Consider the following 19,922-nt stretch of genomic DNA (forward strand, 5'->3'; position numbering starts at 1 on the left):
CCCGCTTGCGGGGCGGTGAATCAGATTCCCAACTTCTTCATCGCCGGACCCAGCGCCTTGGCGCTCTTCGCCAATTCCGCCCAGGGATCGGCCTTCTTCAGCAGCGGCGCGATGGTGCGGATGTTGAACGCCTTGGGATCGAGCCCCTTCTTCACCTGGGCCCAGGCGATCGGCACCGCGATGGGGCAGCCCTCGCGCGCCCGCGTGCTCCACGGCGCCACGCCGGTCGAGGTGCGGTCGTTGCGCAGATAGTCGACGAAGATCTTCCCCGTCCGCGCCTTCTTGGCGATAGTCGTGGTGTAGCGCTCCGGCATGTCCTCTTCGAGCCCGGTCGCCATCGCCTTGGCGAAGGCCTTCGCCTCGGGCCAGGTCGCGTTCCGGATCGCGATCACGACATGCAGCCCCTTGCCGCCCGTCGTCTTCACGAACGGCTCGAAGCCGAGTGCGCCGAGCCGCTTCCTCAATTCCTGCGCGCCCTCGACGACGCGGTCGAAGCCGATATCCGGCGCCGGATCGAGATCGAGGATGATCCGCTCCGGCGTCTCCGGATCGCCCGCCTTCGAGCCCCAGGGATGGATCTCCGTCACCGCCTGCTGCGCCAGTGCCACCAGCGCCGCGGCGCTGTCGACGCCGAGATAGGGGTCCTTCTCCCCTTCGACCCTGATCGCCAGCATCGGCACCTGCGTGCCTTTGAGCGCATGGCGCTGGTAGAACGTCTCGCCCGCGATCCCCTCCGGCGTGCGCACGATGGAGATCGGCCGGTCCCGGATATGCGGCAGCATGCGCTCCGCCGCTGCCGCGATGTAGTTCGCCAGGTCGAGCTTGGTCACCGCCGGCCCCGCCTTCGATTTCGGCCACAGCGCCTTTTCGGGATGGCTGATCGTCACGCCAAGCACGACATTGTCTTTTGCAGGGTCCTTCGCGGGCTTCGCCGCCGCGCGCGCAACCTTCGCCGCCATCGCCTTTTTCTCCTTTGCCGGCGCGTCCGCCGGGATTTCGATCGTCACCGCATCCGCCGGCTTGTCGGCGCGCAGGCCCTTGAACGCCGCCTGGCGGAACAGCCCGTCCGACGTCACGTTCTCGTACTCGATCTCGGCCACGAGTTTCGGCTCGACCCAGTTCAAATCCGGCGCGCGCGGCGCGGCGGCGAAGGCCGGCTTGTCGCGCCGGAGCGGCTTCAGCTTCTTCAAGAGGTCGGCGGCGACCGCCGCGGTGTAGCCGGTGCCGACGCGCCCGCGATAGACCAGCTTGCCGTCCTGATGCGTGCCGACCATGAGCGAGCGCAGCGTGCCGGCGTCGCCGCGCCAGCCGCCGATCACCACTTCCTGTCCGCCGCGGCATTTCGATTTCGTCCACGACCCGGCGCGGCCCGACACATAGGGCGCGTCCAGCCGCTTGGATATGATGCCCTCCATGTCCATCTTGCACGCCGCTTCCAGCATCGCGTCGCCATGGCTCGTGAAATGCGGCACGAAGCGCAGCCGCCTGCTGTTCCTGGCGTGCTTCAGGACCTCCTGGAGCGCTTCCTTGCGCGCCGACAGCGGCAGCTTGCGCAGGTCGCGCCCGGCCGCGAACAGGCAGTCGAACAGGAAGAACACCAGATCGCCGGTTTTACCTTCCGACAGCGCAAGCTGCAGCGCGCCGAAATCCGCCGCGCCTTCCGCATTGAGGGCGCAGATCTCGCCGTCGATCAGGCAATCGGGAAGCCTGGCCCCGTCCGCCGCGATCTCGGGAAACCGGTCGGTCCAGTCGAGCCCCTTGCGGGTGCGCAGCACCGCGCGGCCCTTCTCGACCCGCATCTGCAGGCGATAACCGTCGAACTTGACCTCATGCACCCAGTTCTCGGCCGAGGGCGGCGCCTCGACCAGTTGCGCCAGTTGCGGCGCCACGAAATCGGGCATCCGCGTCACGCGCGGCGCTTCGTCGGCCGACTCTTTTTTTTAGCGGGGGGCTTCTTCGCCGTCTTCTTCAGCGCCTTCACGTTCTCGTCGACCGAGCGGTTGGAATTCCACACCTTGGTCGATTTCGCCGCGATCTCGTCCAGCGTGCGGCCGGTCGCCACCGAGGTCACGTCCTTGGCGAGCGCATCGCCCGCCCTGCCGCGCTTGGCCTCGTCGTCGATCTCCTTGATGAGCAGCCAGTTGTGGCGGACCTTGGCGCCCGGCCGGCGCGGATCGTCGCGCATGCGGACCAGCGCCCATTTGCCCTTCATCCGCTCGCCGTCCATGACGAATTTCAGGTGCCCGGCTTTCAGCTCGCCTTCCGGATCGTCGCCCTGCGGGCTCCACGTCCCGCGGTCCCAGAGCTGCACCGTGCCGCCGCCATACTGGCCTTCCGGGATCGTGCCCTCGAAGGTGCCGTATTCGATGGGATGATCCTCGACCTCGACCGCCAGCCGCTTCACCGCCGGATCGAGCGACGGCGTCTTGGTCACCGCCCAGGATTTGTAGACCCCGTCCAGTTCGAGGCGCAGGTCGTAATGCAGCCGCGTCGCGGCATGGCGCTGGATGACGAAGCGCGACTTGCCCTTGCCCTTGGCGACCTTGCCGCGCGGCTCGCGCGTGATCCCGAAATCGCGCTTGGCATAGTAAGTGGATAGTCCGGCCATGAAGCGGAAACTGTCACGGTCCGGTGGAAGTTCCCAGCGCCTTGCCGGCCGCCGCCTGCGCGAAGGGCAGGGCGGTCGCCACGACCTCCTCGACCGGCTCGGCGAAGCCGCGCTCGATCCAGGCCCGGGCGATGTCGATCACCGCGCCCAGCACGCCGGCGGACGCCAGCACGGTGCGCGTCCGGGGCGCGAAGAGCTGCACCAGCCGCGTCGCCGTCTCCTGCCCCGCCGCCTGCATCGCCGGCTCGCGGCCATGGGCGTCGAGCAGGAAGACCCGCGCCGGCCCCGGATGCTCGGCCAGGGCGGCGAAGAATCCGGTCAGGGCGCTCTTCACCGGATCGGCCGGATCGACCGCCGCGGCGAGCCGCGCCAGCAATTCGCGCTGCACCGCGCCATAGGCTTCCAGGAACAGGGCGTCGCGGCTCGGGAAGGATTCGTAGAAATAGCGCGCCGTCAGCCCCGCCTCGGCGCAGATCGCCGCCACCGTCGCGCCGTCGCGACCCGCCCGCCCGAACACGTCGATCGCGGCCCCGATCAGCCGTTCGCGGCGTTCGGACTGCCGGTCCGCGAAACTCGCCCCGCCATAGCGGCGGCGTTCTTTTTCCAGGGTCGCCATCTTGACTCCGGGATGCCATCTGACTATCTGATAATCAAGATTGTCAGATAGTCAGATCGAGGTTCCGCCATGGCCGACGTTCCCACCCTGGACCTGAACCCCCGCCGCGACTGGAAGGGCGCGTTTCACGCCATCCGTGCGCTGATCGCCGAGCCCAACGACACTGCCCAGGTCTTCCTGATCATGCGCGCCCTCAACGGCAGCGTAACGGCCCGCAATTATAACAGGCTGCTCCAGACCGCCGAAGGCGGCCGCATCGCCTATGAGCGGGTCGAGCTGGTCGACAAGTTCATGGATCCGGACTTCCTGCGCGGCTTCGCGCCGGGCACGGTCGGCGCCGCCTATCGCGCCTTCCTGGAGAAGACCGGCTTCTCGGCCGCCGGCCTGAAAGAGGTCGGCGAGCAGGTCCACGGCGCCGCTTTCGTCGCGCATCCCTATGCCTGGTTCGGCCGGCGCGAGCGCGACATCCACGATATCTGGCACGTGCTGACCGGCTATCAGGCCGACGATCCCTTGGGCGAGCTCTGCCTCGTCGCCTTCTCCTATGCGCAGACCAAAGGTCTCGGCTGGGGCTTCATCGCGGCGATGGGTGTGCTCGACAACCTGCGCGAGCCGCAGGGCCGCCTCGTCGCCCGCGCCGTGTGGGAGGGCTATACCCATGGCCGCGACGCCGCCTGGCTGCATGGCGAGGACATCGAGAAGCTGTTCGCCGAACCGCTCGACGCCGCCCGCGCGCGGCTCAAGATCGCGGAGCCGGTGGAATATCAGCGCCTCAAGGCGATGGAGACCGCGCCGTCTGCGTTGGCAGCAACGGCCTCGGCGTCGTAGCAAAAAAGTTGTCATGGCCCGCGAATGCGGGCCACCCAGGTGACATCTGCTCAGTCGGTTTCAACTGGGTCCGCCGCATTCGCGGCGGATGACACCTGTTGTTGTTGCCATTGTTGAATGCAGCGAACTTCAATCGCGCCGCTCAACCCTTCTTCACCCGCGCATCGCGCAGCGCCGTGCGCCGCACCTTTCCCGCGTCGTCGCGAACGTTCTCGTCCACCAGCTCGAAGCTGCGCGGCTGCTTGTAGATCACCAGCCGCTCCGCCAGATGCCGCTTCAGCTCCTCGATATCGAGCCCCGGCCGCGGCTGCACGATCGCGTGCACAAGGTTGCCCAGCTCCTCATGCGGCAGCCCGATCACCGCGCTCGACGCGACCAGCGGATGCTCGTCCAGCGCCGCCTCGATCTCCGCCGGATAGACATTGGCGCCGCCGACCAGGATCATGTCGGTGCGCCGGTCGGCGAGATAGAGATAGCCCTCTTCGTCGAACCAGCCGATATCGCCGATGCTCTCCCAGCCGCCGGGCAGGGTGCGCGCCTCCGCCCCGACATAGCGATAGGTCGGCGGCAGGCTGGGATCGTGGCGCATATAGATCTCGCCGGTCTCGCCCGGCGGCAGCGCCCGGCCCTGCGCGTCGAACGCCTTCATCTCGCCGCCCGGCATCACCCGGCCGACCGAGTCGCGATGGGTCAGCCATTCGGGCCCGGAAATCGTCGTCGCGGCCTGCGCCTCGGTGCCGCCATAGAGCTCCCAGATCGCGTCGGCGCCCAGCCATTCGATCCATTGCTCCTTCAGAAGCGGCGGGCAGGGCGCCGCGAGATGCCACACGGTCTTGAGGCTGGAGACGTCGAAATCCGTGCGGTTGGGCAGCCGCCAGATCCGGCTCATCATCGTCGGCACCAGATAGATCCAGTTCGCGCGATGGCGCTCGATCTCGCGGAGCGTCGCCTCGGCGTCGAATTTCGGCATCACGATGACATGCGCGCCGGCGTTCAGCGCGCCGAAGACATTGGCGAACGGCCCGTTGTGATAGAGCGGCCCGGGCATCAGCGCCACCGTATCGGCGGTGTGGCGCCAGAAGCTCGTCGCCCCGCCGCCCTTGGCCGTCAGGCCCGCGGTGCCCGAGACGATCAGCTTGGGCCGCCCGGTCGAGCCGCCGCTGGTCGGCGCCTTCCAGGACGGCGAGACCGCGTCGGGCAGGTCGCTCTCGTCGGCGGAGGCCGCCAGCAATTCGCCGCTCGACACCACCGGCCTTGGCGAGGCCAGCGGCGTATCGCTGACCACGATGGGCGCATCGGCGAGCTCGACGATCGCGGCCAGTTCGCTTGCCGGCAGGCGCGACGACACCGGCTGCGGCACCGCGCCGATCTTCCAGCAGGCATAGCAGACCTCGACGAAGGGCACGCCATTGGGCAGCGCGATGGTCAGGAAATCGCCGTGGCCGACGCCCTTAGCCAGAAGGCCGCGCGCCATCCGGTTGGAGCGCCGATGCAGTTCGGCCCAGGTCAGCGTCACATCCTGCGAGGTGATTGCGGGCGCGTCCGGCTTCTGCGCCGCGATCTCCGCCAGCCGCGCACCGATGGAGATGGCTTCGACGCCCGCTGCCGACATGATTCCGCCCGTTATCGATTTTGCCGCATCGTTACGGCGGGCACCGCGCGAGTCAAATCCGCTGCGGCGCGAGGCGCCAACAATCTCACGCGGAGCCGCGGAGACGCGGAGTTCGTCACGAACCTCCGCGACTCCGCGCCTCCGCGTGAATCCCATTAACGGAACAGCCCGCTGTCGCTGAGCCCGTCGAAGATGAACTGCATCGCCAGCGCCGCCAGCAGCACGCCGGAGACGCGCGCGATGACCGCGGCGCCGGTCTTGCGCAGCACCCGCATCAGCCGGTCCGACGCCAGCATCGCCAGGAAGGTCAAAAGGATGATCGCGCCCAGCGCCGCCAGCACGGCGGCGGCGTCCAGCGGTCCATGCGTCTTGCCCATCAGAAGCACCACCGCCGTCATGCTGCCCGGCCCGGCGGTCAGCGGAATGGCGAGCGGGAAGACCGCGACGTCGGTCTCATGGCTCTGCGCCTCGTTCGCCTCGGTCGGCGTGATGGAGGAGATCGCCGAATGCTGCGCCAGGAGGAGGTCCGCCGCCACCATGAGCAGCAGCACGCCGCCTGCGGTGCGGAAGGCGGGCAGGCCGACGCCGATCAGGTCCAGGAGCTGGACGCCGCCGAGCGCGAAGGCCGTCAACACCACCGCCGACACGATGGCCGAGACGATGGCGGTGTTGCGCCGCTCGGCCTTCGCCATGCCGGCGGTCAGCGCCAGGAACATGGACCCGACCTCGACCGGCCCGACGGCGACGAACAGCGTGGCGAAAGCGGTGGGAAAGAGATGGAACATGGCGGAGCCCATATCCGTCGTCGCGGCGCCCGGCAAGGGCCGCCGTGCTTGCACGTACGGCGTCCGTACGCTAGGTTCAGCCTTGGAGATACCACACATGGCCGGCCCCACTGCCATCCGCGACGACCGCATCGAACTGCGCGCCAGCAAGGAAGAAAAGCGCCTGCTGGTCGCCGCGGCCGCCGAGGAACGTCTGGACGTGACGAGCTTCATCATGCGCCGTGTCATGCCGGCCGCGCGCGAGGTCGTGGAGCGGTCGGAGCGGATTGCGCTGTCGGAACGCGATTCCGCACGGGTTCTGAAGCTTCTCGAGAATCCGCCCAAGCCGACGCCCGCTCTGTTGGCCGCCGCGCGCAGGCGCTTGCTGCGCAAGTGAGCGTTGCCTGGCATGAGACGGCCATCGGCAAGCAGCATGATCGCAGGCGGTTCGACTGCGGAGTCGCGGCGCTGAACGACTATCTCATGCGCTTCGCCCGGCAGAACCACGAGAGCGGCGGCGCCAAGACGTTCCTGGCGGTCGCCCCCGATGAGCCGAACCGCGTTCTCGGCTACTACACGATCAGCCCCGGCGCCGTCGCGTTTGCCAGCGTTCCGCCAAGGATGGCGCGCGGCCTCGGGCGCTATGAGGTGCCGGTTTTTCGGCTCGGGCGCCTGGCCGTCGATCGTTCGGCGCAAGGCCAGGGCCTGGGCGCCGACCTTCTGCTCGCGGCCGGCGAGCGATGTCTGGCGGTCGCCGCCGAGGTGGGCGGCATCGCGCTCGCGATTGACGCCAAGGACGACGCTGCCGCCCGATGGTATCTGCGTTTCGGCGCGTTGCGATTGCTCGACGAACCTCTTCGTCTGGTTCTTCCGCTCGACACCGTCGCGCAAGCCCTGGCGCGCGCTGCGCCGGGTCGATGACATTCACCCCTTGAGGAATTCCACCATGTCCGGCAGCGCGGCGCGGTCCTGGAGGATGAACATGTGGCCGCCCTCGTAGAACCGCAGCACCGATCCCGCGATCCGCGCCGCCATCTTCTCCTGCGTCGCCGGCAGCGCGACGCCGTCATAGCGGCCCGCCGCGATCATCACGGGACACGCGATCTGCGCCAACCGGTCATAGGTGTCGTGATGCGACCGGGCTTCGACCTGGCGGCGCGCGCCCATCGCATGGCCGGGCTCGCCGGCGTATGGATCGGTCGCGGCGACGAACTGCTCGTACATGTCCGGATTGGCTTTCTGCCAGGCCGCGTCGCGCCGCGTGTCGTAGACGGGGATGAGGCGCCGCGCCCGCTCCACGCGGTCCAGTTCCTCCAGCTCGTGGAGCGCAAAGGACGCGCCGCCCGCCCCGCCCGGCGAGGTGCAGCCGAGCACCAGCCGCTCGACCTTCGCAGGATGCCGGAGCACGAATTCCTGCGCCACCATCCCGCCGAACGACAGGCCGATCACCCGCGCACTCGCCCAGCCGACGGCGTCCATCAGCCGCGCCGCATCGTCGGCATAGTCGGCCATGGAATAGGGCACGTCCGGCTTGGAGGTCTGCCCCAGCCCGCGCTGGTCGTAGGACAGGATATCGAACGCCTTGGGAAACGGCCCGTCCATCGGACTGGGCTTCATCCGAAGATCGGAACCCGAGCCGGAAATGAACAGCAGCCGCGGCCCGCTGCCCGCCCGCTCGTAATAGATGTCGATGTCGCCGGCCGTTACGAATGGCATGGTGTTCTCCGATGCGGCCGTCCGGATCGTGATGCCGGACCGCCTTCTGACAGGTAAGACGAGGCGAAGAGCGTACGACGCCTCACCGCAGGTCGGCGAACTTCTTGCCCTCGGCCGCCAGCGTCTCCAGCAGTGCCGCGGGCTTGAACGCATCGCCCATCGTCGCCTGGAATTCCTTCAGCTTGGCGAGCACCTTGTCGAGGCCGATCTGGTCGGCGAAGAACATCGGGCCGCCGCGATAGACCGGCCAGCCATAGCCGTTCACCCACACCACATCGATGTCGCTGGGGCGGATCGCCTTCTTCTCCTCGAGAATCTTCGCGCCCTCATTGATCATCGGATAGAGGCAGCGTTCCAAAATCTCGTCGTCCGGAATCGTGCGCGGGTTCTTGCCCGACTTGGCGACGAAATCGCGGATGATCTTCTCCGTCACCGGGCTCGGCTTGGCGGCACGCGTTTCCGGGTCGTAGTCGTAATAGCCGGCGCCGGTCTTCTGGCCGCGGCGGTCCGCCTCGCACAGGACGTCGCGGATGGTCTCGCCATGGCTCTTCTCCTTCACCCAGCCGATGTCGAGGCCGGCGAGGTCGCTCATCGCGAACGGCCCCATCGGAAAGCCGAAATCGTAGAGCACGCGGTCGATATCCCACGGCATCGCGCCTTCCAGCACCATCTTCTGCGCCTCGCGCCCGCGCGCGCCCAGGATGCGGTTGCCGACGAAGCCCGGGCACACGCCTACCAGCACCGCGATCTTGCCGATCGTCTTGGCGAGCTTCATCGAGGTCGCGATCGCCTCCTTCGAAGTGTGATCGGCGCGCACGATCTCCAAGAGCTTCATCACATTGGCCGGCGAGAAGAAGTGCAGGCCGATGACGGCTTCCGGGCGCTTGGTCACGCTCGCGATCTCGTCGATGTCGAGGCCCGAGGTGTTGGTCGCCAGGATGGCGCCCGGCTTCACGATGGCGTCGAGCCTGGTGAAGATGTCTTTCTTGATGTCCATGCGCTCGAACACCGCCTCGATCACGAGGTCGCAATCGGCGAGCGCGGACATGTCGAGCGAGCCGGTGAACATCGCCATGCGCTTGTCGACCTCCGACAGCGGGAAGCGGCCGTTCTTGGCGCTGCGCTCGTAATTGCCGCGCACGACTTTGAGGCCGCGGTCCAGCGCGTCCTGCTTGACCTCCACGATGGTCACCGGAATGCCGGCATTGACGAAGTTCATCGCGATGCCGCCGCCCATCGTCCCGGCGCCGATGATGCCCACCTTCTTGATCGGGATGAGCTTGGTGTCGTCCGGCACGTCGGGAATCTTGTTCGCCTGGCGTTCGGCGAAGAAGTAATAGCGCTGCGCCGCCGATTGCGGCCCGGTCATCACCTCGATGAACAGCTTGCGCTCGACCTTGAGCCCGTCCTCGAAGGGCAGGTTCACCGCCGCTTCGATGCACTGGATGTTGGCTTCGGGCGCCTTGAAGCCGCGGAATTTGCGCGCATTCGCCTTGCGGAAATTCGCGAAGATCTCCGGACGGCCCTTGGCCGCGTCGGTCTTGGTGTTGTTGTCGCGCACCTTCACCAGCGGCTTGTTCTCGGCCAGCACCTTCCGCGCGAAGGCGATGGCGCCCTCCTTCAGCTTGCCCTCGTCGGCCAGCGCGTCGACCAGCCCCATGGCGAGGCATTCCTTGGCCGGCACATGGCTGCCGCTCGTCACCATCTCCAGCGCCTTCTCCACGCCGGCGATGCGCGGCAGGCGTTGGGTGCCGCCCGCGCCCGGCAGCAGGCCGAGATTGACCTCCGGCAGGCCGCAGCGCGCGCTTGGGCTCGCGACGCGGTAATGCGCGCACAGCGCGACCTCGAGCCCGCCGCCCAGCGCGGTGCCGTGGATCGCCGCGATCACCGGCTTCGGGCTGTCCTCCATCATCGCCTGCACGTCGAATAGCGAGGCGCCCTTCATGGCGCCGCCGAATTCGGAGATGTCGGCGCCGGCGATGAAGGTGCGGCCCTCGCAGATCAGCACGATGGCCTTGACCTCAGGATCTTCGATCGCCGCCTGGAAGCCGCCGAACAGCCCGTCGCGGACATTCGCCGACAGCGCGTTGACCGGCGGGGAGTTCAGCGTGATCACGCCGATCTCGCCGTCCTTGGAAAAGTCGGTCACGGAATTGATGGCCGTCATGGCGCTGCTCCCGGTGGTTTCTGGATGTTCGGCGGCCGACAAAAAATCAGGGCGGGGGACGGAAGTCGAGTCGTTTCCCAAGCTGACGCAGCGTCGCTATTCCGCCAGCGCGGCCGCCAGCGCCTTTGCGATGCGGCGCGAGAACGCCGCCATGTCCTCCTTGCCGCCGCTCTCGTACCAGCGCTGCGAGGCGACGCGCAGCGCGCCGACCGCCGTCATCGCCGCCAGCCGCGCCTTGAGGTCGTCCTTCTTGAGGCCCTTGCGCGCCGCGAGCGCCGCGGCCAGCGCCTCTTCCAGCCGCCCGTATTTCATCTGGCTGCGGTCCTTCAGCGCCGGCGTCTCGTTCACCAGCCGGGCCAGCGCGAAGGCCTCGTCGCGGCCATACGGCGTGGCGCAGGCGGCGATGGCGTTGGCCGCGATGGCGAGGAGCGGCTGGTCGGCGCGCTCGCGCGTCGCCGCCGCCACGATGTCGTCGCTGGTCGAATCGAGCCAGGCGAAGGCGAGGTCTTCCTTGGATTCGAAATAGTGGAAGAAGGTGCGCCGCGAGATGCCGGCGGCAGCGGCGATGTCGTCGAGCGTCGTGCCGTCGAAGCCGCGCTTGACGAACAGCTTGAGCGCACTCTCGATGATCCGCGCCCGCGTCTCGGCCCGCTTGCGCTCGCGGTGGCCAGCGCCCGGAGGCAACCCGGTCCTCACGGCGTCTCGCCGAACACGGCCACCGCGCCGCACAGCGCGGCGAAGTTGCCGCCGAATGACCCGTCGATCGAGACCAGCATCATATCCGGCTCCGCCGCGATAAGCTGTGCGGCGACGGGGCGAATGCGGTCGACATCATGGAGATAACAGAACAGAACGCGCCACGGATTGTCATCCGCGTCCCAGAGCAACTCCGGCATCGCGCCGAGACGATGGATGCGGATGTCGTTCAGGATGCCGCCATCGACGAAGTCCTGAAACCCGAAATGACGCACGTTCCGGAGCACGATCTCCGTGCGTCCGCCGCCGACAGGCGCGATGCCGAACCGGAATATGCCATCTCCTGAAAATCCGAAGTCACACAGATTTCCGTCATGATAGCGAGCGCCCAGCAGCAGTCCCTGCGGGTCGGTCGTCCAGGCGATTTCGGTGCGCATCGTCATGCCGGCAGCCTAGGGATTTTTGCCCTTCTTGCAAATTTGCACTCGGTGCATATATCATCGCGGCAACGCCGAAGGATCGCCCCATGCCCTGGACAGCCGCCGATATTCCCGACCTGTCGGGCCGCTACGCCGTCGTCACCGGCACGGGCGGGCTCGGCTACGAGACCGCGCTGGAGCTTGCCCGCCACGGCGCCGAGATCGTGCTCGCCGGCCGCAACCCCGCCAAGGGCGCCCAATCGGTCGCGAAGATCAGCGCCGCCGCGCCGGGCGCGAAGGTCGTTTTCGAAGCTCTCGATCTCGCCGACCTCAAATCCGTCGCCGCCTTCGCCGCGCGGATGAACGCGCAAGGACGGCCGCTCGATCTCCTCGTGAACAATGCCGGCGTGATGGCCTTTCCGACGCGGCGCGAGACCGTCGATGGCTTCGAGATGCAGTTCGGCACCAACCATCTCGGCCATTTCGCCCTGACCGCGCGGCTGCTCCCGCTGCTGCGCGGGGCGCGGCATCCGCGCGTCGTGACGGTCAGCAGCCATGCGCATTATATCGGCAGGATCCGGTTCGACGATCTCCAGGCGGTCCGGCGCTATTCCCCCAACCGCGCCTATGGGCAATCCAAGCTCGCCAATCTGCTTTTCGCACTTGAATTACAGCGCCGCAGCGATGCCAAGGGCTGGAACATCCTGAGCGACGCCGCGCATCCCGGCGGCGCCGCCACGGAGTTGATCCCGAACGGACCGGGGACCGGCGGCTGGATGGCCGCCACCAGCAAGTGGCTTCTCCAGCCCGCGGCGGACGGCGCATTGCCGCAGCTTTTCGCCGCGACCTCGCCGGATGCCAAGCCATCGGCCTATTACGGTCCGCAGAAATTCTTCGGATTGAACGGCCCGCCCGGCCTGGCCCGCCTGTCGCGGCGCGCCCGCGACCCCGAGGTCGCTGCGCGGCTGTGGGACGTGTCGGAAAAGCTGACGGGCGCAAGCTTCGCATAACCCGCCTTCGCTGCCGTGGCGGAACGCTTTCCTTGTGGCGCGGGCGGTCTATCCTTTCGGAAAAATCCGGGAGGTCCGCCATGGCTTACGAACATATCGTCTACGAAGTGAAGGACGGGATCGCGACCGTCACGCTCAACCGTCCGGACAAGCTCAACGCCTACACCGCGACCATGGGCAGCGAGCTCGAACACGCGTTTCTCGCCGCCGATGCCGACGATGCCGTGCGCGTCGTGATCGTCACCGGCGCGGGCAGGGGCTTCTGTGCCGGCGCGGACATCTCGGGCGGCGCCAGCGCGTTCGACACCAAGTCCGGCAGCGCCGCAATGTTCCAACCGGCTTCGGGCGAAGCGGCAGGCCGCAAGAGAGGCGGCTTCATCGGCGCGATCTACAATTGTAGGAAGCCCTCCATCGCCGCGATCAACGGCCCGGCGGTCGGCGTCGGCATCACGCTGACGCTGCCCATGGACATCCGCATCGCATCCTCCGAAGCGAAATTCGGTTTCGTCTTCGCCCGCCGCGGCCTGGTGCCGGAGGCCGGCAGCGCCTGGTTCCTGCCGCGCCTCGTCGGCCTGCAGCAGGCTTTGCGCTGGTGCCTCTCCGGCCGCGTCTTCGGGCCTGAGGAAGCCAGGGAAGGCGGCCTCGTCAGCGAGATCGCGGCGCCCGGCGAGCTTCTCGCCCGCGCCCGCGCCATTGCGGCCGAGATGATCGAGAACACCTCCGCGGTCTCGCTCGCGCTGACGCGCCACATGCTGTGGCAATATTCGGCGCAGACCGATCCTTCCGATCTGATCGCGATGGACGGCCCCTTGAGCGTCGAGCTCGGCGCCGGCCCCGATGTGAAGGAAGGCGTCGCCGCCTTCCTGGAAAAACGCAAACCGAACTTCCCCGGCAAGGTCTCGGCCGGCTGGCCGAAGAGTTACAAGCCGGCGGGACGGTGACCTTGGTGCACGGCGCTCTTAACAAGCGCTGTCATGCCCGCGCAGGCGGGCATCCAGAAATCGGGAGAGCGACGCGACTGGATTCCCGCCTTCGCGGGAATGACAGCATGTGTTGGGGTCACGCCCCCAGCATTCAATATGGCTGCTTCGGCCCGATCTCCCGCAACAACTCCAGCGCCTCGTCGGCGACATAGCCGTTGGTCTGGCGCTCGCGGCCGAAAGTCGACATCGGGCCGTGGCCGGGCACGAAATGCATGTCGTTGCCGAGCGGCCAGAGCCGCTGGGTGATCGAATCGATCAGCTGCTGGTGATTGCCGCGCGGAAAATCCGTCCGCCCGACCGAGCCCGCGAACAGCACGTCGCCGACGAACGCGACCTTCGCGCCCGCATGGAAGAACACGACATGGCCCGGCGTGTGCCCCGGGCAATGCCGCACGCCGAGCACCGCCTCGCCCACCGTCACCGTGTCGCCGTCCTCGAGCCAGCGCGTCGGGGTGCAGTTTTCGGCCTCGGCAAAGCCCGGCCGCTTGGCGTTGCGCCCCAGTTCGTCGAGCAGGTACTGGTCGTCGCGATGCGGCCCCTCGATGGGCACGCCGAACTCCCGCGCCAGCCGGGCCGCCCCGCTCGCATGGTCGAGATGGCCGTGCGTCAGCAGCACCTTCTCCAGCGTGATCCCCTCCTGGGCCAGCGTCGCCTTGATCCGGTCGAGCTCCCCGCCCGGATCGATCACCGCGCCGCGCCTGGTGCGCGTGCACCACACCACCGAGCAATTCTGCTGGTAGGGGGTGACCGGCAGGATCGCGGCCTTGATCGGGGTCTGTTCCATGCCATTTGAGATAAAGGCTCCGGCCGGCGAGGTCCATGGCGCCGCTCGGCAAGTCCCTGGAACAATTACCAATCCGGACGCATGTCGTGTTTGTAACTTAATTACGCCATGGCCTCGCGAGTAGATAGCGTAACCATGGCGCAACAACTGGCATAAAAGCCAGGAAAACGCCGGAGTTTGGTGGAAAAGTAAGCGTCACGCTGTTAAGTTGGCGAGGACCGGAAGGTCAGAGTGGGATCGAAGGTGTCATGAACGGATCGCTGCGCCGCGCACTTTGCGCTGCCGCGGGAGCGCTTGCGCTCACCGCGGGCGCCGCGCATGCGTCCGCGCCGGTGTTCGAGCCGATCGCCCTTTCGCTTCCCGAACTGTCCTATGGCCCGGTCCCGGATGCGCGTCCCGCGCCGGCCGATGGCGCGACCAGCGTGGCGCTGCTCGACGGCATCGCGCTCGAGGTCGGCGGCAAGGTCGACCTGGCCGGCCGCATCGCCCCCGTCGACATGTCGAACGCCCATGCCTTCGACGGATTGTTCATCTCCGCATCGTCGTCCGGCGTGCCCTATGCCGCGCTCGCCGGCGGCGGCAATTTCTTCGGCGCCGCGGCCACGCTGTCCAAGAATCTGCGCGTCAGCGCCGGCCTGCAGAGCGTCGTCGCCGGTGCCTCGACTTACGCGCCCAACGCCACGACCGCGGCCGTCCGGCTCGCCGAACCGGCGCCCTTCGCACAGCGCAGCGCAGACGCGCTGATCGCCGGCGTGTCCTGGGACGCGTCCAAATGGGCGAGCTTCGGGCTCACCGCCTCCAACGTGATGGAGCGCGACGGCATCCTCGGCAATGCGGCGCCGGGCGCCACCGCCAACACCACCGCGCTCGGCCTTTCCGCGCGGGTGCGCCTCGGCGGAGGCTGGAGCACCACGGCATCGTTCAGCGAAGGCATCAGCCAGCTCGACGTGAAGGCGGGCGTCGCGCCGGCGTTCGGCCCGGCGGATTCGCTGCGCACCCACGCCTACGGCATCGCCATCGCCAAGAACGGCTTGTTCGGCGACGACGCGCTGGGCGTCGCGGTCAGCCGTCCCGCGCTTGGCCAGGGCGAGTTCGTGGTCATGCCCGGCAATGCCGGCGCCGCGCCGTCCTTCTTCGCGCGCAACCATCTGCTGGAGCAGATCGGCGCCGCGCAGGAGACCGACGTCGAGATCGGCTATGTCACGAGCTTCCTGGACGGTTCGCTGGCGCTTCAGACCAACGCTTCGTTCCAGATGAACTATGCCGGCCAGAACGGCGCCAACGCCGTCTCGCTCTTGAGCCGGGCGCGCATCAAGTTCTGACGCGCAAATCCCGTTGAAAACTCGCCGAAGGCCGCGCGCGGCAAAGCGCACGACCGGGATTCCACGCAACGCATGCGTGCTGAGTCGCGGCTGCGGAGTCCTCGAATGCCCCTGGACACCTACGTCATCGGCGCCGTCGCGGCGGCGCTCTCTGATTGTCGCGCCGATCTGCGCCATCGCTTTCCGCACGGTCGTGTCGACGACCCCGTGCGAAACCCGTGGTTCCCCCGCCGTTAGATACTGTTCCGCAGCTTTTTCAGCCTTTCCACCTCGCGCTGCAGTCTGTTGTAGACGAGTTCCGGACTGTTGAACGACAAGCCCAGCGGGGCATACGGATTCGCTTTCCGAAACGCAATGGAATCATCGGCTGCCGCTTTTTCTCGCGACATCAATTCGCTCTTCGTATCGATGGCGGCGTCCAGGTTCTTGCGCAGCAACTCTGCTCCGCACAGCTCCTTTATAAATTCGACGCGCTGGGGATTTTCGTAGAAGCTGTTGAACTCCTTATCCGTCAAATGGTCGATCAACGTATCTTCAAATCTGCATGCATCCGCGGCGACGCCCTTGTGCACAAGGAGCGCTTTGGCAACGTCGTCGTTGAAAAGGAACGCATCGGGAAGACCTGTTTCACCGGGCTCGAAATCGACCAGGAAGCCCCAAAGGCCCGACTTGTCGAGCTTCATGCCTCCGGCCTGAAAAAGGAGGACGCCGCGCGTATCGCCGTCCCTCACGGCGCTGATGAAATCGTCGCGCGACCAGTGCATGCCGAGGTTGGCTATCTCCTTCCGCGGATCGTCGCTGGTCTCCTTCCCGACATTGTCCATCTTCTTGTCGATGTCGCCGAGAGTTTCGTTGGCTCGATCGACGCCTTGGCTGAGATGGCCGGTGTTTTCGCGAATTCCCCTCAGCACGTCGATGGCCGATTCCGGAAGATCGCTTCGGCTGGAGCCGAACACGGGAACCCCCGAGAGAAGCACCACGGCAACACTGTAGATGGCGACGCGTAACCTGTGTCGCCGGAGTGCGTTCGGCAGAAATGACGGAGCGAGCGCCGAAACGGCAAGCACGATACCGGACACGACGAGGATGACGATGCTGAAGTAAAAGTAGGGTTGAAACGCCGTGACGACTGTCACGAACAACCCGCCGACATCGGCAGCGAACGGCTCGCTCGGCTTCGCTGCCTTGCCGGATTCCTGCTGATCAGTCATCACGCCCCGCCCCGCTGACGGGCAACCATCGCATCAAGCCGTTTGCGTGTTCAAGCGATGCCGATCCGCGTGCCTTCGGCTGGCCCGTATCCGGGAGGAATAGCGGTGACCGTTCCGCGATAGGGCCGCTGGTTTGTCTTTCGGCAACGCCAGCCGGTAGACCCCTCTCGCAGGAGAAATTCCTGTCATTGCCCACCCTTGAGTGCAGGTTCGCGGACCGTTCGTTTTCCTGTGGACTTAGCAGATAGGGCGAGTATCTATGGCTTCAACTTCCGAACCCCGACAGCATTGAGGGAGCGCCTTCGCGCCCGGCTGCCAGGGTTCAAACTCGAAGGTCCGCGTGGCAGTGCAAGGAGCATTTTACGGAAGAGGCATGAAATCGCAGATTTCCGCCGTGTCGTCCTCCACAGTTCCTGCGTAGTCAATAACTCAATAAAAAGAGCGACTTAATGGCACACGAATTCGTCTATGTGATGAAAGGTCTGTCCAAGACCTATCCCGGCGGCAAGCAGGTCCTGAAGGACATCTGGCTCAGCTTCTATCCCGGCGCCAAGATCGGCATCGTCGGCGTCAACGGCGCCGGCAAGTCTACCCTGATGAAGATCATGGCCGGCCTCGATCCGGATTTCACCGGCGAGGCCTGGGCCGCCAAGGGCGTGCGCATGGGCTACCTGCCGCAGGAGCCGACGCTCAACCCCGAGAAGGACGTGCGCGGCAACGTCATGGAAGGCGTCGCGGCCAAGCAGGCGCTGGTCGACCGCTACAACGAGATCGCATCCAACTATTCCGACGAGACGGCCGACGAGATGGCCAAGCTCCAGGACGAGATCGAGGCCCAGGGCCTGTGGGATCTCGATTCCCAGGTCGACCAGGCAATGGACGCGCTGCGCTGCCCCGATCCCGACGCCGACGTCTCCACCCTCTCGGGCGGCGAGCGTCGCCGCGTCGCGCTGTGCAAGCTCCTGCTCGACGCGCCCGACATCCTCCTGCTCGACGAGCCGACCAACCATCTCGACGCCGAGTCGGTGGAATGGCTGGAGAAGACGCTGCGCGACTACAAGGGCTGCATCATCCTCGTCACCCATGACCGCTATTTCCTCGACAACGTCACCGGCTGGATTCTCGAACTCGACCGCGGCAAGGGCATCCCGCACGAAGGCAATTACTCCTCCTTCCTCGTGGTGCAGGAGAAGCGCCTGCGCCAGGAAGGCGCCGAGGAAGCGGCGCAGGAACGCGCCATCGCGGCCGAGCGCGAATGGATCCAGAAATCGCCCAAGGCGCGCCAGGCCAAGTCCAAGGCGCGCATCAACGCCTATGAAGAGCTGGTGGCCAAGAGCAACGAGCAGCGCAGCGTCACCAACCAGATCATCATCCCGGTCGCCGAGCGCCTGGGCGGCGTGGTGATCGAGGCCGAGGATCTCGCCAAGGGCTATGGCGATCGGCTTCTTTACGAGCATGTGAACTTCAACCTGCCGCCGGGCGGCATCGTCGGCGTCATCGGCCCCAACGGCGCCGGCAAGACGACGCTGTTCCGCATGCTGACGGGCCAGGAAAAGCCCGACGCCGGCGCGCTGCGCATCGGCCCTACCGTGCAGCTCGGCTATGTCGACCAGTCCCGCGACGCGCTCGATCCCAACAAGACGGTGTGGCAGGAAATCTCCGACGGCCTCGACGTGCTGGAGCTCGGCAAGCGCACGATGAATTCCCGCGCCTATGTCGGCGCCTTCAACTTCAAGGGCGGCGACCAGCAGAAGAAGGTCGGCCAGCTTTCGGGCGGCGAGCGCAATCGCGTGCACCTCGCCAAGATGCTGAAGTCCGGCGCCAACCTGCTTTTGCTCGACGAGCCGACCAACGATCTCGACGTCGACACGCTGCGCGCGCTGGAAAGCGCGCTGGAGGAATTCGCCGGCTGCGCCATGATCATCAGCCACGACCGCTGGTTCCTGGACCGCATCGCGACCCACATGCTGGCCTTCGAGGGCGACAGCCATGTCGAATGGTTCGAGGGCAACTACCAGGACTACGAAGCGGACAAGAAGCGCCGCCTCGGCATCGACGCCGACCAGCCGCACCGCATCAAGTACAAGAGATTCGCGCGGACTTAAGGAGCGCATCCATGCTGAAGGCCTTGCAGGGCATCCACCCCATCTTCTTCCTGATCGTGGCGACGACGCTGGAAGTCAGCGGCGATGCCGTCCTTCGCATGGCGATCTTCGATCATGCCGGGCTCTGGCGCATCGTCCTGTTCGTTGTCGGCGCTGTGCTGCTGTTCGGCTATGGCTCGTTTCTCAACCTGGCGCCGCTCGAATTCGGCCAGGTCGTCGGGCTTTATATCGCGACGCTGTTCGTGGTCTGGCAGGTCGTGAACTTCGCGTTCTTCCGCACCCTTCCGACGCCGCCCATCCTCATGGGCGGCGCGCTGATCGTCGCGGGCGGCGCCGTCGTCACCTTCTGGAAGGCGTAGCTGCCAAGCGGTTTGCCCGCGCCTAGACGTCGGGCGCGATCAGCGCAACGTCGGGAAAGTAAGTTCGGTAGCGCCGCACATCGCGCGTCAGGATCGGCAGGCCGGCGATCTGCGCATGCGCGCCGATGAAGAAGTCGGGAAGATTGCTGGTCCGCGTCCCGCCCGCGCTCCGATAGCGGCCGAAAACCGTTCCGGCGAGAAAATACGCGCTCTTCGGCATGGGATTGAGCGAAAGACCCGCATCCGCGAGCGCCAGATCGAGTTCGGCTTCGCTGGTGCTTTTCACTGCGATTTCGGAATAGACGATTTCGTTGAAACAGACCGGCCCCAGCGCGGCACGCTCATTGAGTCGTTCGATGGACCAATCGAGCCATTTCGGATCGTGATCCAGGAAATCGACCAGCACATTGCTGTCGACCAGCGTCACTCGCGGTTTCCGGTCGCCGGATCGATCGCGCCGCGAGTCATGTCCATGAGTTCGTCGGTGGTGATGCCGCGAATGACGCGCCGCTTGGCGATTTCATAGAGCCGCGCCTTGTACTCGCCGCTCGTTCCGGGCTTTTCGATGATGATCGCGCCCGATGCCGTGGCGCGCACCTCGACCTTGTCGCCGGGCCCGATGCCGACCGCATCGCGCACATCCTTGGGCAAGGTAACCTGGCCCTTGACCGTCACGGTGGTCGTCACGACACCCTCGGTATTACTCGGTTCAAAGAGTAATA

General features: G+C 66.5%; 21 protein-coding genes. 8 read left to right on the forward strand and 13 right to left on the reverse strand.

Annotated features, from left to right (window positions below):
• Positions 1-20: 20 nt before the first annotated feature.
• From ligD to WDN01_21770, 3 genes are read right to left on the reverse strand one after another with little or no spacing between them, the layout of a single operon-like run.
• A complete protein-coding gene (gene ligD, locus WDN01_21760) occupies positions 21-1,901 on the reverse strand; it encodes a DNA ligase D (protein MEJ0028660.1) in 1,881 nt (626 codons plus the stop codon).
• A gap of 5 nt (positions 1,902-1,906) precedes the next feature.
• Positions 1,907-2,608, reverse strand: a complete 702-nt coding sequence (locus tag WDN01_21765) for a DNA polymerase ligase N-terminal domain-containing protein (GenBank protein MEJ0028661.1) — start codon at positions 2,606-2,608, stop codon at positions 1,907-1,909.
• A gap of 13 nt (positions 2,609-2,621) precedes the next feature.
• Positions 2,622-3,224 carry a TetR/AcrR family transcriptional regulator gene (locus tag WDN01_21770; protein ID MEJ0028662.1) on the reverse strand — a complete coding sequence of 201 codons (603 nt, stop codon included), beginning with the start codon at positions 3,222-3,224 and terminating at the stop codon, positions 2,622-2,624.
• Positions 3,225-3,293: 69 nt separating this feature from the next.
• On the opposite strand from WDN01_21770, the gene WDN01_21775 reads away from it, so the two are divergent.
• Positions 3,294-4,052: a Coq4 family protein gene (locus tag WDN01_21775; GenBank protein ID MEJ0028663.1), complete on the forward strand. Its 759-nt coding sequence runs from the start codon at positions 3,294-3,296 to the stop codon at positions 4,050-4,052.
• 142 nt (positions 4,053-4,194) lie between these two features.
• Here the strand turns inward: WDN01_21775 and WDN01_21780 are convergent, their stop codons facing one another.
• Together WDN01_21780 and WDN01_21785 are read right to left on the reverse strand one after the other, a co-directional pair.
• Positions 4,195-5,664, reverse strand: a complete 1,470-nt coding sequence (locus WDN01_21780) for an AMP-binding protein (protein ID MEJ0028664.1) — start codon at positions 5,662-5,664, stop codon at positions 4,195-4,197.
• 155 nt (positions 5,665-5,819) lie between these two features.
• Positions 5,820-6,449, reverse strand: a complete 630-nt coding sequence (locus tag WDN01_21785; protein ID MEJ0028665.1) for a MarC family protein — start codon at positions 6,447-6,449, stop codon at positions 5,820-5,822.
• On the opposite strand from WDN01_21785, the gene WDN01_21790 reads away from it, so the two are divergent.
• Positions 6,448-6,825, forward strand: coding sequence for a DUF1778 domain-containing protein (locus WDN01_21790; protein MEJ0028666.1), 378 nt, complete (start codon positions 6,448-6,450; stop codon positions 6,823-6,825). The genes WDN01_21785 and WDN01_21790 overlap by 2 nt on opposite strands.
• Complete coding sequence (locus WDN01_21795) at positions 6,822-7,349, forward strand: GNAT family N-acetyltransferase (GenBank protein ID MEJ0028667.1); 528 nt, start codon at positions 6,822-6,824, stop codon at positions 7,347-7,349. The genes WDN01_21790 and WDN01_21795 overlap by 4 nt, the downstream gene beginning before the upstream one ends.
• 3 nt (positions 7,350-7,352) lie before the next feature.
• Here WDN01_21795 and WDN01_21800 read toward each other — a convergent pair whose 3' ends face one another.
• From WDN01_21800 to WDN01_21815, 4 genes are all read right to left on the reverse strand, one after another.
• On the reverse strand, positions 7,353-8,144 hold the full coding sequence (locus tag WDN01_21800) for an alpha/beta hydrolase (protein ID MEJ0028668.1): 792 nt from the start codon (positions 8,142-8,144) through the stop codon (positions 7,353-7,355).
• Positions 8,145-8,226: 82 nt separating this feature from the next.
• Positions 8,227-10,311, reverse strand: a complete 2,085-nt coding sequence (locus WDN01_21805) for a 3-hydroxyacyl-CoA dehydrogenase NAD-binding domain-containing protein (protein MEJ0028669.1) — start codon at positions 10,309-10,311, stop codon at positions 8,227-8,229.
• Positions 10,312-10,407: 96 nt separating this feature from the next.
• On the reverse strand, positions 10,408-10,995 hold the full coding sequence (locus tag WDN01_21810) for a TetR family transcriptional regulator (protein ID MEJ0028670.1): 588 nt from the start codon (positions 10,993-10,995) through the stop codon (positions 10,408-10,410).
• Positions 10,996-11,003: 8 nt separating this feature from the next.
• A complete protein-coding gene (locus tag WDN01_21815; GenBank protein ID MEJ0028671.1) occupies positions 11,004-11,450 on the reverse strand; it encodes a hypothetical protein in 447 nt (148 codons plus the stop codon).
• A gap of 83 nt (positions 11,451-11,533) precedes the next feature.
• Between WDN01_21815 and WDN01_21820 the strand changes: the two genes are divergently transcribed.
• The gene (locus WDN01_21820; protein ID MEJ0028672.1) at positions 11,534-12,436 is read left to right on the forward strand and encodes an SDR family oxidoreductase; all 903 of its coding nucleotides are present in this window, start codon (positions 11,534-11,536) and stop codon (positions 12,434-12,436) included.
• A gap of 80 nt (positions 12,437-12,516) precedes the next feature.
• Positions 12,517-13,377, forward strand: a complete 861-nt coding sequence (locus WDN01_21825; protein ID MEJ0028673.1) for an enoyl-CoA hydratase-related protein — start codon at positions 12,517-12,519, stop codon at positions 13,375-13,377.
• A gap of 133 nt (positions 13,378-13,510) precedes the next feature.
• Here the strand turns inward: WDN01_21825 and WDN01_21830 are convergent, their stop codons facing one another.
• Positions 13,511-14,203: an MBL fold metallo-hydrolase gene (locus WDN01_21830; GenBank protein ID MEJ0028674.1), complete on the reverse strand. Its 693-nt coding sequence runs from the start codon at positions 14,201-14,203 to the stop codon at positions 13,511-13,513.
• 248 nt (positions 14,204-14,451) lie between these two features.
• Here WDN01_21830 and WDN01_21835 point away from each other — a divergent pair, with 248 nt between their 5' ends.
• Positions 14,452-15,525, forward strand: a complete 1,074-nt coding sequence (locus WDN01_21835; protein ID MEJ0028675.1) for a hypothetical protein — start codon at positions 14,452-14,454, stop codon at positions 15,523-15,525.
• Between the two features lie 233 nt (positions 15,526-15,758).
• Here the strand turns inward: WDN01_21835 and WDN01_21840 are convergent, their stop codons facing one another.
• Positions 15,759-16,736 carry a hypothetical protein gene (locus WDN01_21840; protein MEJ0028676.1) on the reverse strand — a complete coding sequence of 326 codons (978 nt, stop codon included), beginning with the start codon at positions 16,734-16,736 and terminating at the stop codon, positions 15,759-15,761.
• A 449-nt stretch (positions 16,737-17,185) separates the two neighbouring features.
• Between WDN01_21840 and ettA the strand changes: the two genes are divergently transcribed.
• Positions 17,186-18,841 carry an energy-dependent translational throttle protein EttA gene (gene ettA / locus WDN01_21845; GenBank protein MEJ0028677.1) on the forward strand — a complete coding sequence of 552 codons (1,656 nt, stop codon included), beginning with the start codon at positions 17,186-17,188 and terminating at the stop codon, positions 18,839-18,841.
• Between the two features lie 11 nt (positions 18,842-18,852).
• Entirely contained in the window at positions 18,853-19,200 is a 348-nt protein-coding gene (locus tag WDN01_21850) for a hypothetical protein (protein MEJ0028678.1), read from the forward strand.
• 22 nt (positions 19,201-19,222) lie between these two features.
• Here WDN01_21850 and WDN01_21855 read toward each other — a convergent pair whose 3' ends face one another.
• Together WDN01_21855 and WDN01_21860 are read right to left on the reverse strand one after the other, a co-directional pair.
• Positions 19,223-19,627 carry a type II toxin-antitoxin system VapC family toxin gene (locus WDN01_21855; GenBank protein MEJ0028679.1) on the reverse strand — a complete coding sequence of 135 codons (405 nt, stop codon included), beginning with the start codon at positions 19,625-19,627 and terminating at the stop codon, positions 19,223-19,225.
• Complete coding sequence (locus WDN01_21860; GenBank protein MEJ0028680.1) at positions 19,624-19,887, reverse strand: AbrB/MazE/SpoVT family DNA-binding domain-containing protein; 264 nt, start codon at positions 19,885-19,887, stop codon at positions 19,624-19,626. The genes WDN01_21855 and WDN01_21860 overlap by 4 nt, the downstream gene beginning before the upstream one ends.
• Positions 19,888-19,922: the final 35 nt, after the last annotated feature.

Source organism: Rhizomicrobium sp. (genome assembly GCA_037200985.1).
Taxonomy (GTDB): domain Bacteria; phylum Pseudomonadota; class Alphaproteobacteria; order Micropepsales; family Micropepsaceae; genus Rhizomicrobium.

Coding starts and splice junctions, on each gene's coding strand:
- ligD (MEJ0028660.1), bottom strand. CDS start 1,901: ATGCCCGATTTCGTGGCGCCGCAACTGGCGCAACTGGTCGAGGCGCCG.
- WDN01_21765 (MEJ0028661.1), bottom strand. CDS start 2,608: ATGGCCGGACTATCCACTTACTATGCCAAGCGCGATTTCGGGATCACG.
- WDN01_21770 (MEJ0028662.1), bottom strand. CDS start 3,224: ATGGCGACCCTGGAAAAAGAACGCCGCCGCTATGGCGGGGCGAGTTTC.
- WDN01_21775 (MEJ0028663.1), top strand. CDS start 3,294: ATGGCCGACGTTCCCACCCTGGACCTGAACCCCCGCCGCGACTGGAAG.
- WDN01_21780 (MEJ0028664.1), bottom strand. CDS start 5,664: ATGTCGGCAGCGGGCGTCGAAGCCATCTCCATCGGTGCGCGGCTGGCG.
- WDN01_21790 (MEJ0028666.1), top strand. CDS start 6,448: ATGGCGGAGCCCATATCCGTCGTCGCGGCGCCCGGCAAGGGCCGCCGT.
- WDN01_21785 (MEJ0028665.1), bottom strand. CDS start 6,449: ATGTTCCATCTCTTTCCCACCGCTTTCGCCACGCTGTTCGTCGCCGTC.
- WDN01_21800 (MEJ0028668.1), bottom strand. CDS start 8,144: ATGCCATTCGTAACGGCCGGCGACATCGACATCTATTACGAGCGGGCG.
- WDN01_21805 (MEJ0028669.1), bottom strand. CDS start 10,311: ATGACGGCCATCAATTCCGTGACCGACTTTTCCAAGGACGGCGAGATC.
- WDN01_21815 (MEJ0028671.1), bottom strand. CDS start 11,450: ATGACGATGCGCACCGAAATCGCCTGGACGACCGACCCGCAGGGACTG.
- WDN01_21820 (MEJ0028672.1), top strand. CDS start 11,534: ATGCCCTGGACAGCCGCCGATATTCCCGACCTGTCGGGCCGCTACGCC.
- WDN01_21825 (MEJ0028673.1), top strand. CDS start 12,517: ATGGCTTACGAACATATCGTCTACGAAGTGAAGGACGGGATCGCGACC.
- WDN01_21830 (MEJ0028674.1), bottom strand. CDS start 14,203: ATGGAACAGACCCCGATCAAGGCCGCGATCCTGCCGGTCACCCCCTAC.
- WDN01_21835 (MEJ0028675.1), top strand. CDS start 14,452: ATGAACGGATCGCTGCGCCGCGCACTTTGCGCTGCCGCGGGAGCGCTT.
- WDN01_21840 (MEJ0028676.1), bottom strand. CDS start 16,736: ATGACTGATCAGCAGGAATCCGGCAAGGCAGCGAAGCCGAGCGAGCCG.
- ettA (MEJ0028677.1), top strand. CDS start 17,186: ATGGCACACGAATTCGTCTATGTGATGAAAGGTCTGTCCAAGACCTAT.
- WDN01_21850 (MEJ0028678.1), top strand. CDS start 18,853: ATGCTGAAGGCCTTGCAGGGCATCCACCCCATCTTCTTCCTGATCGTG.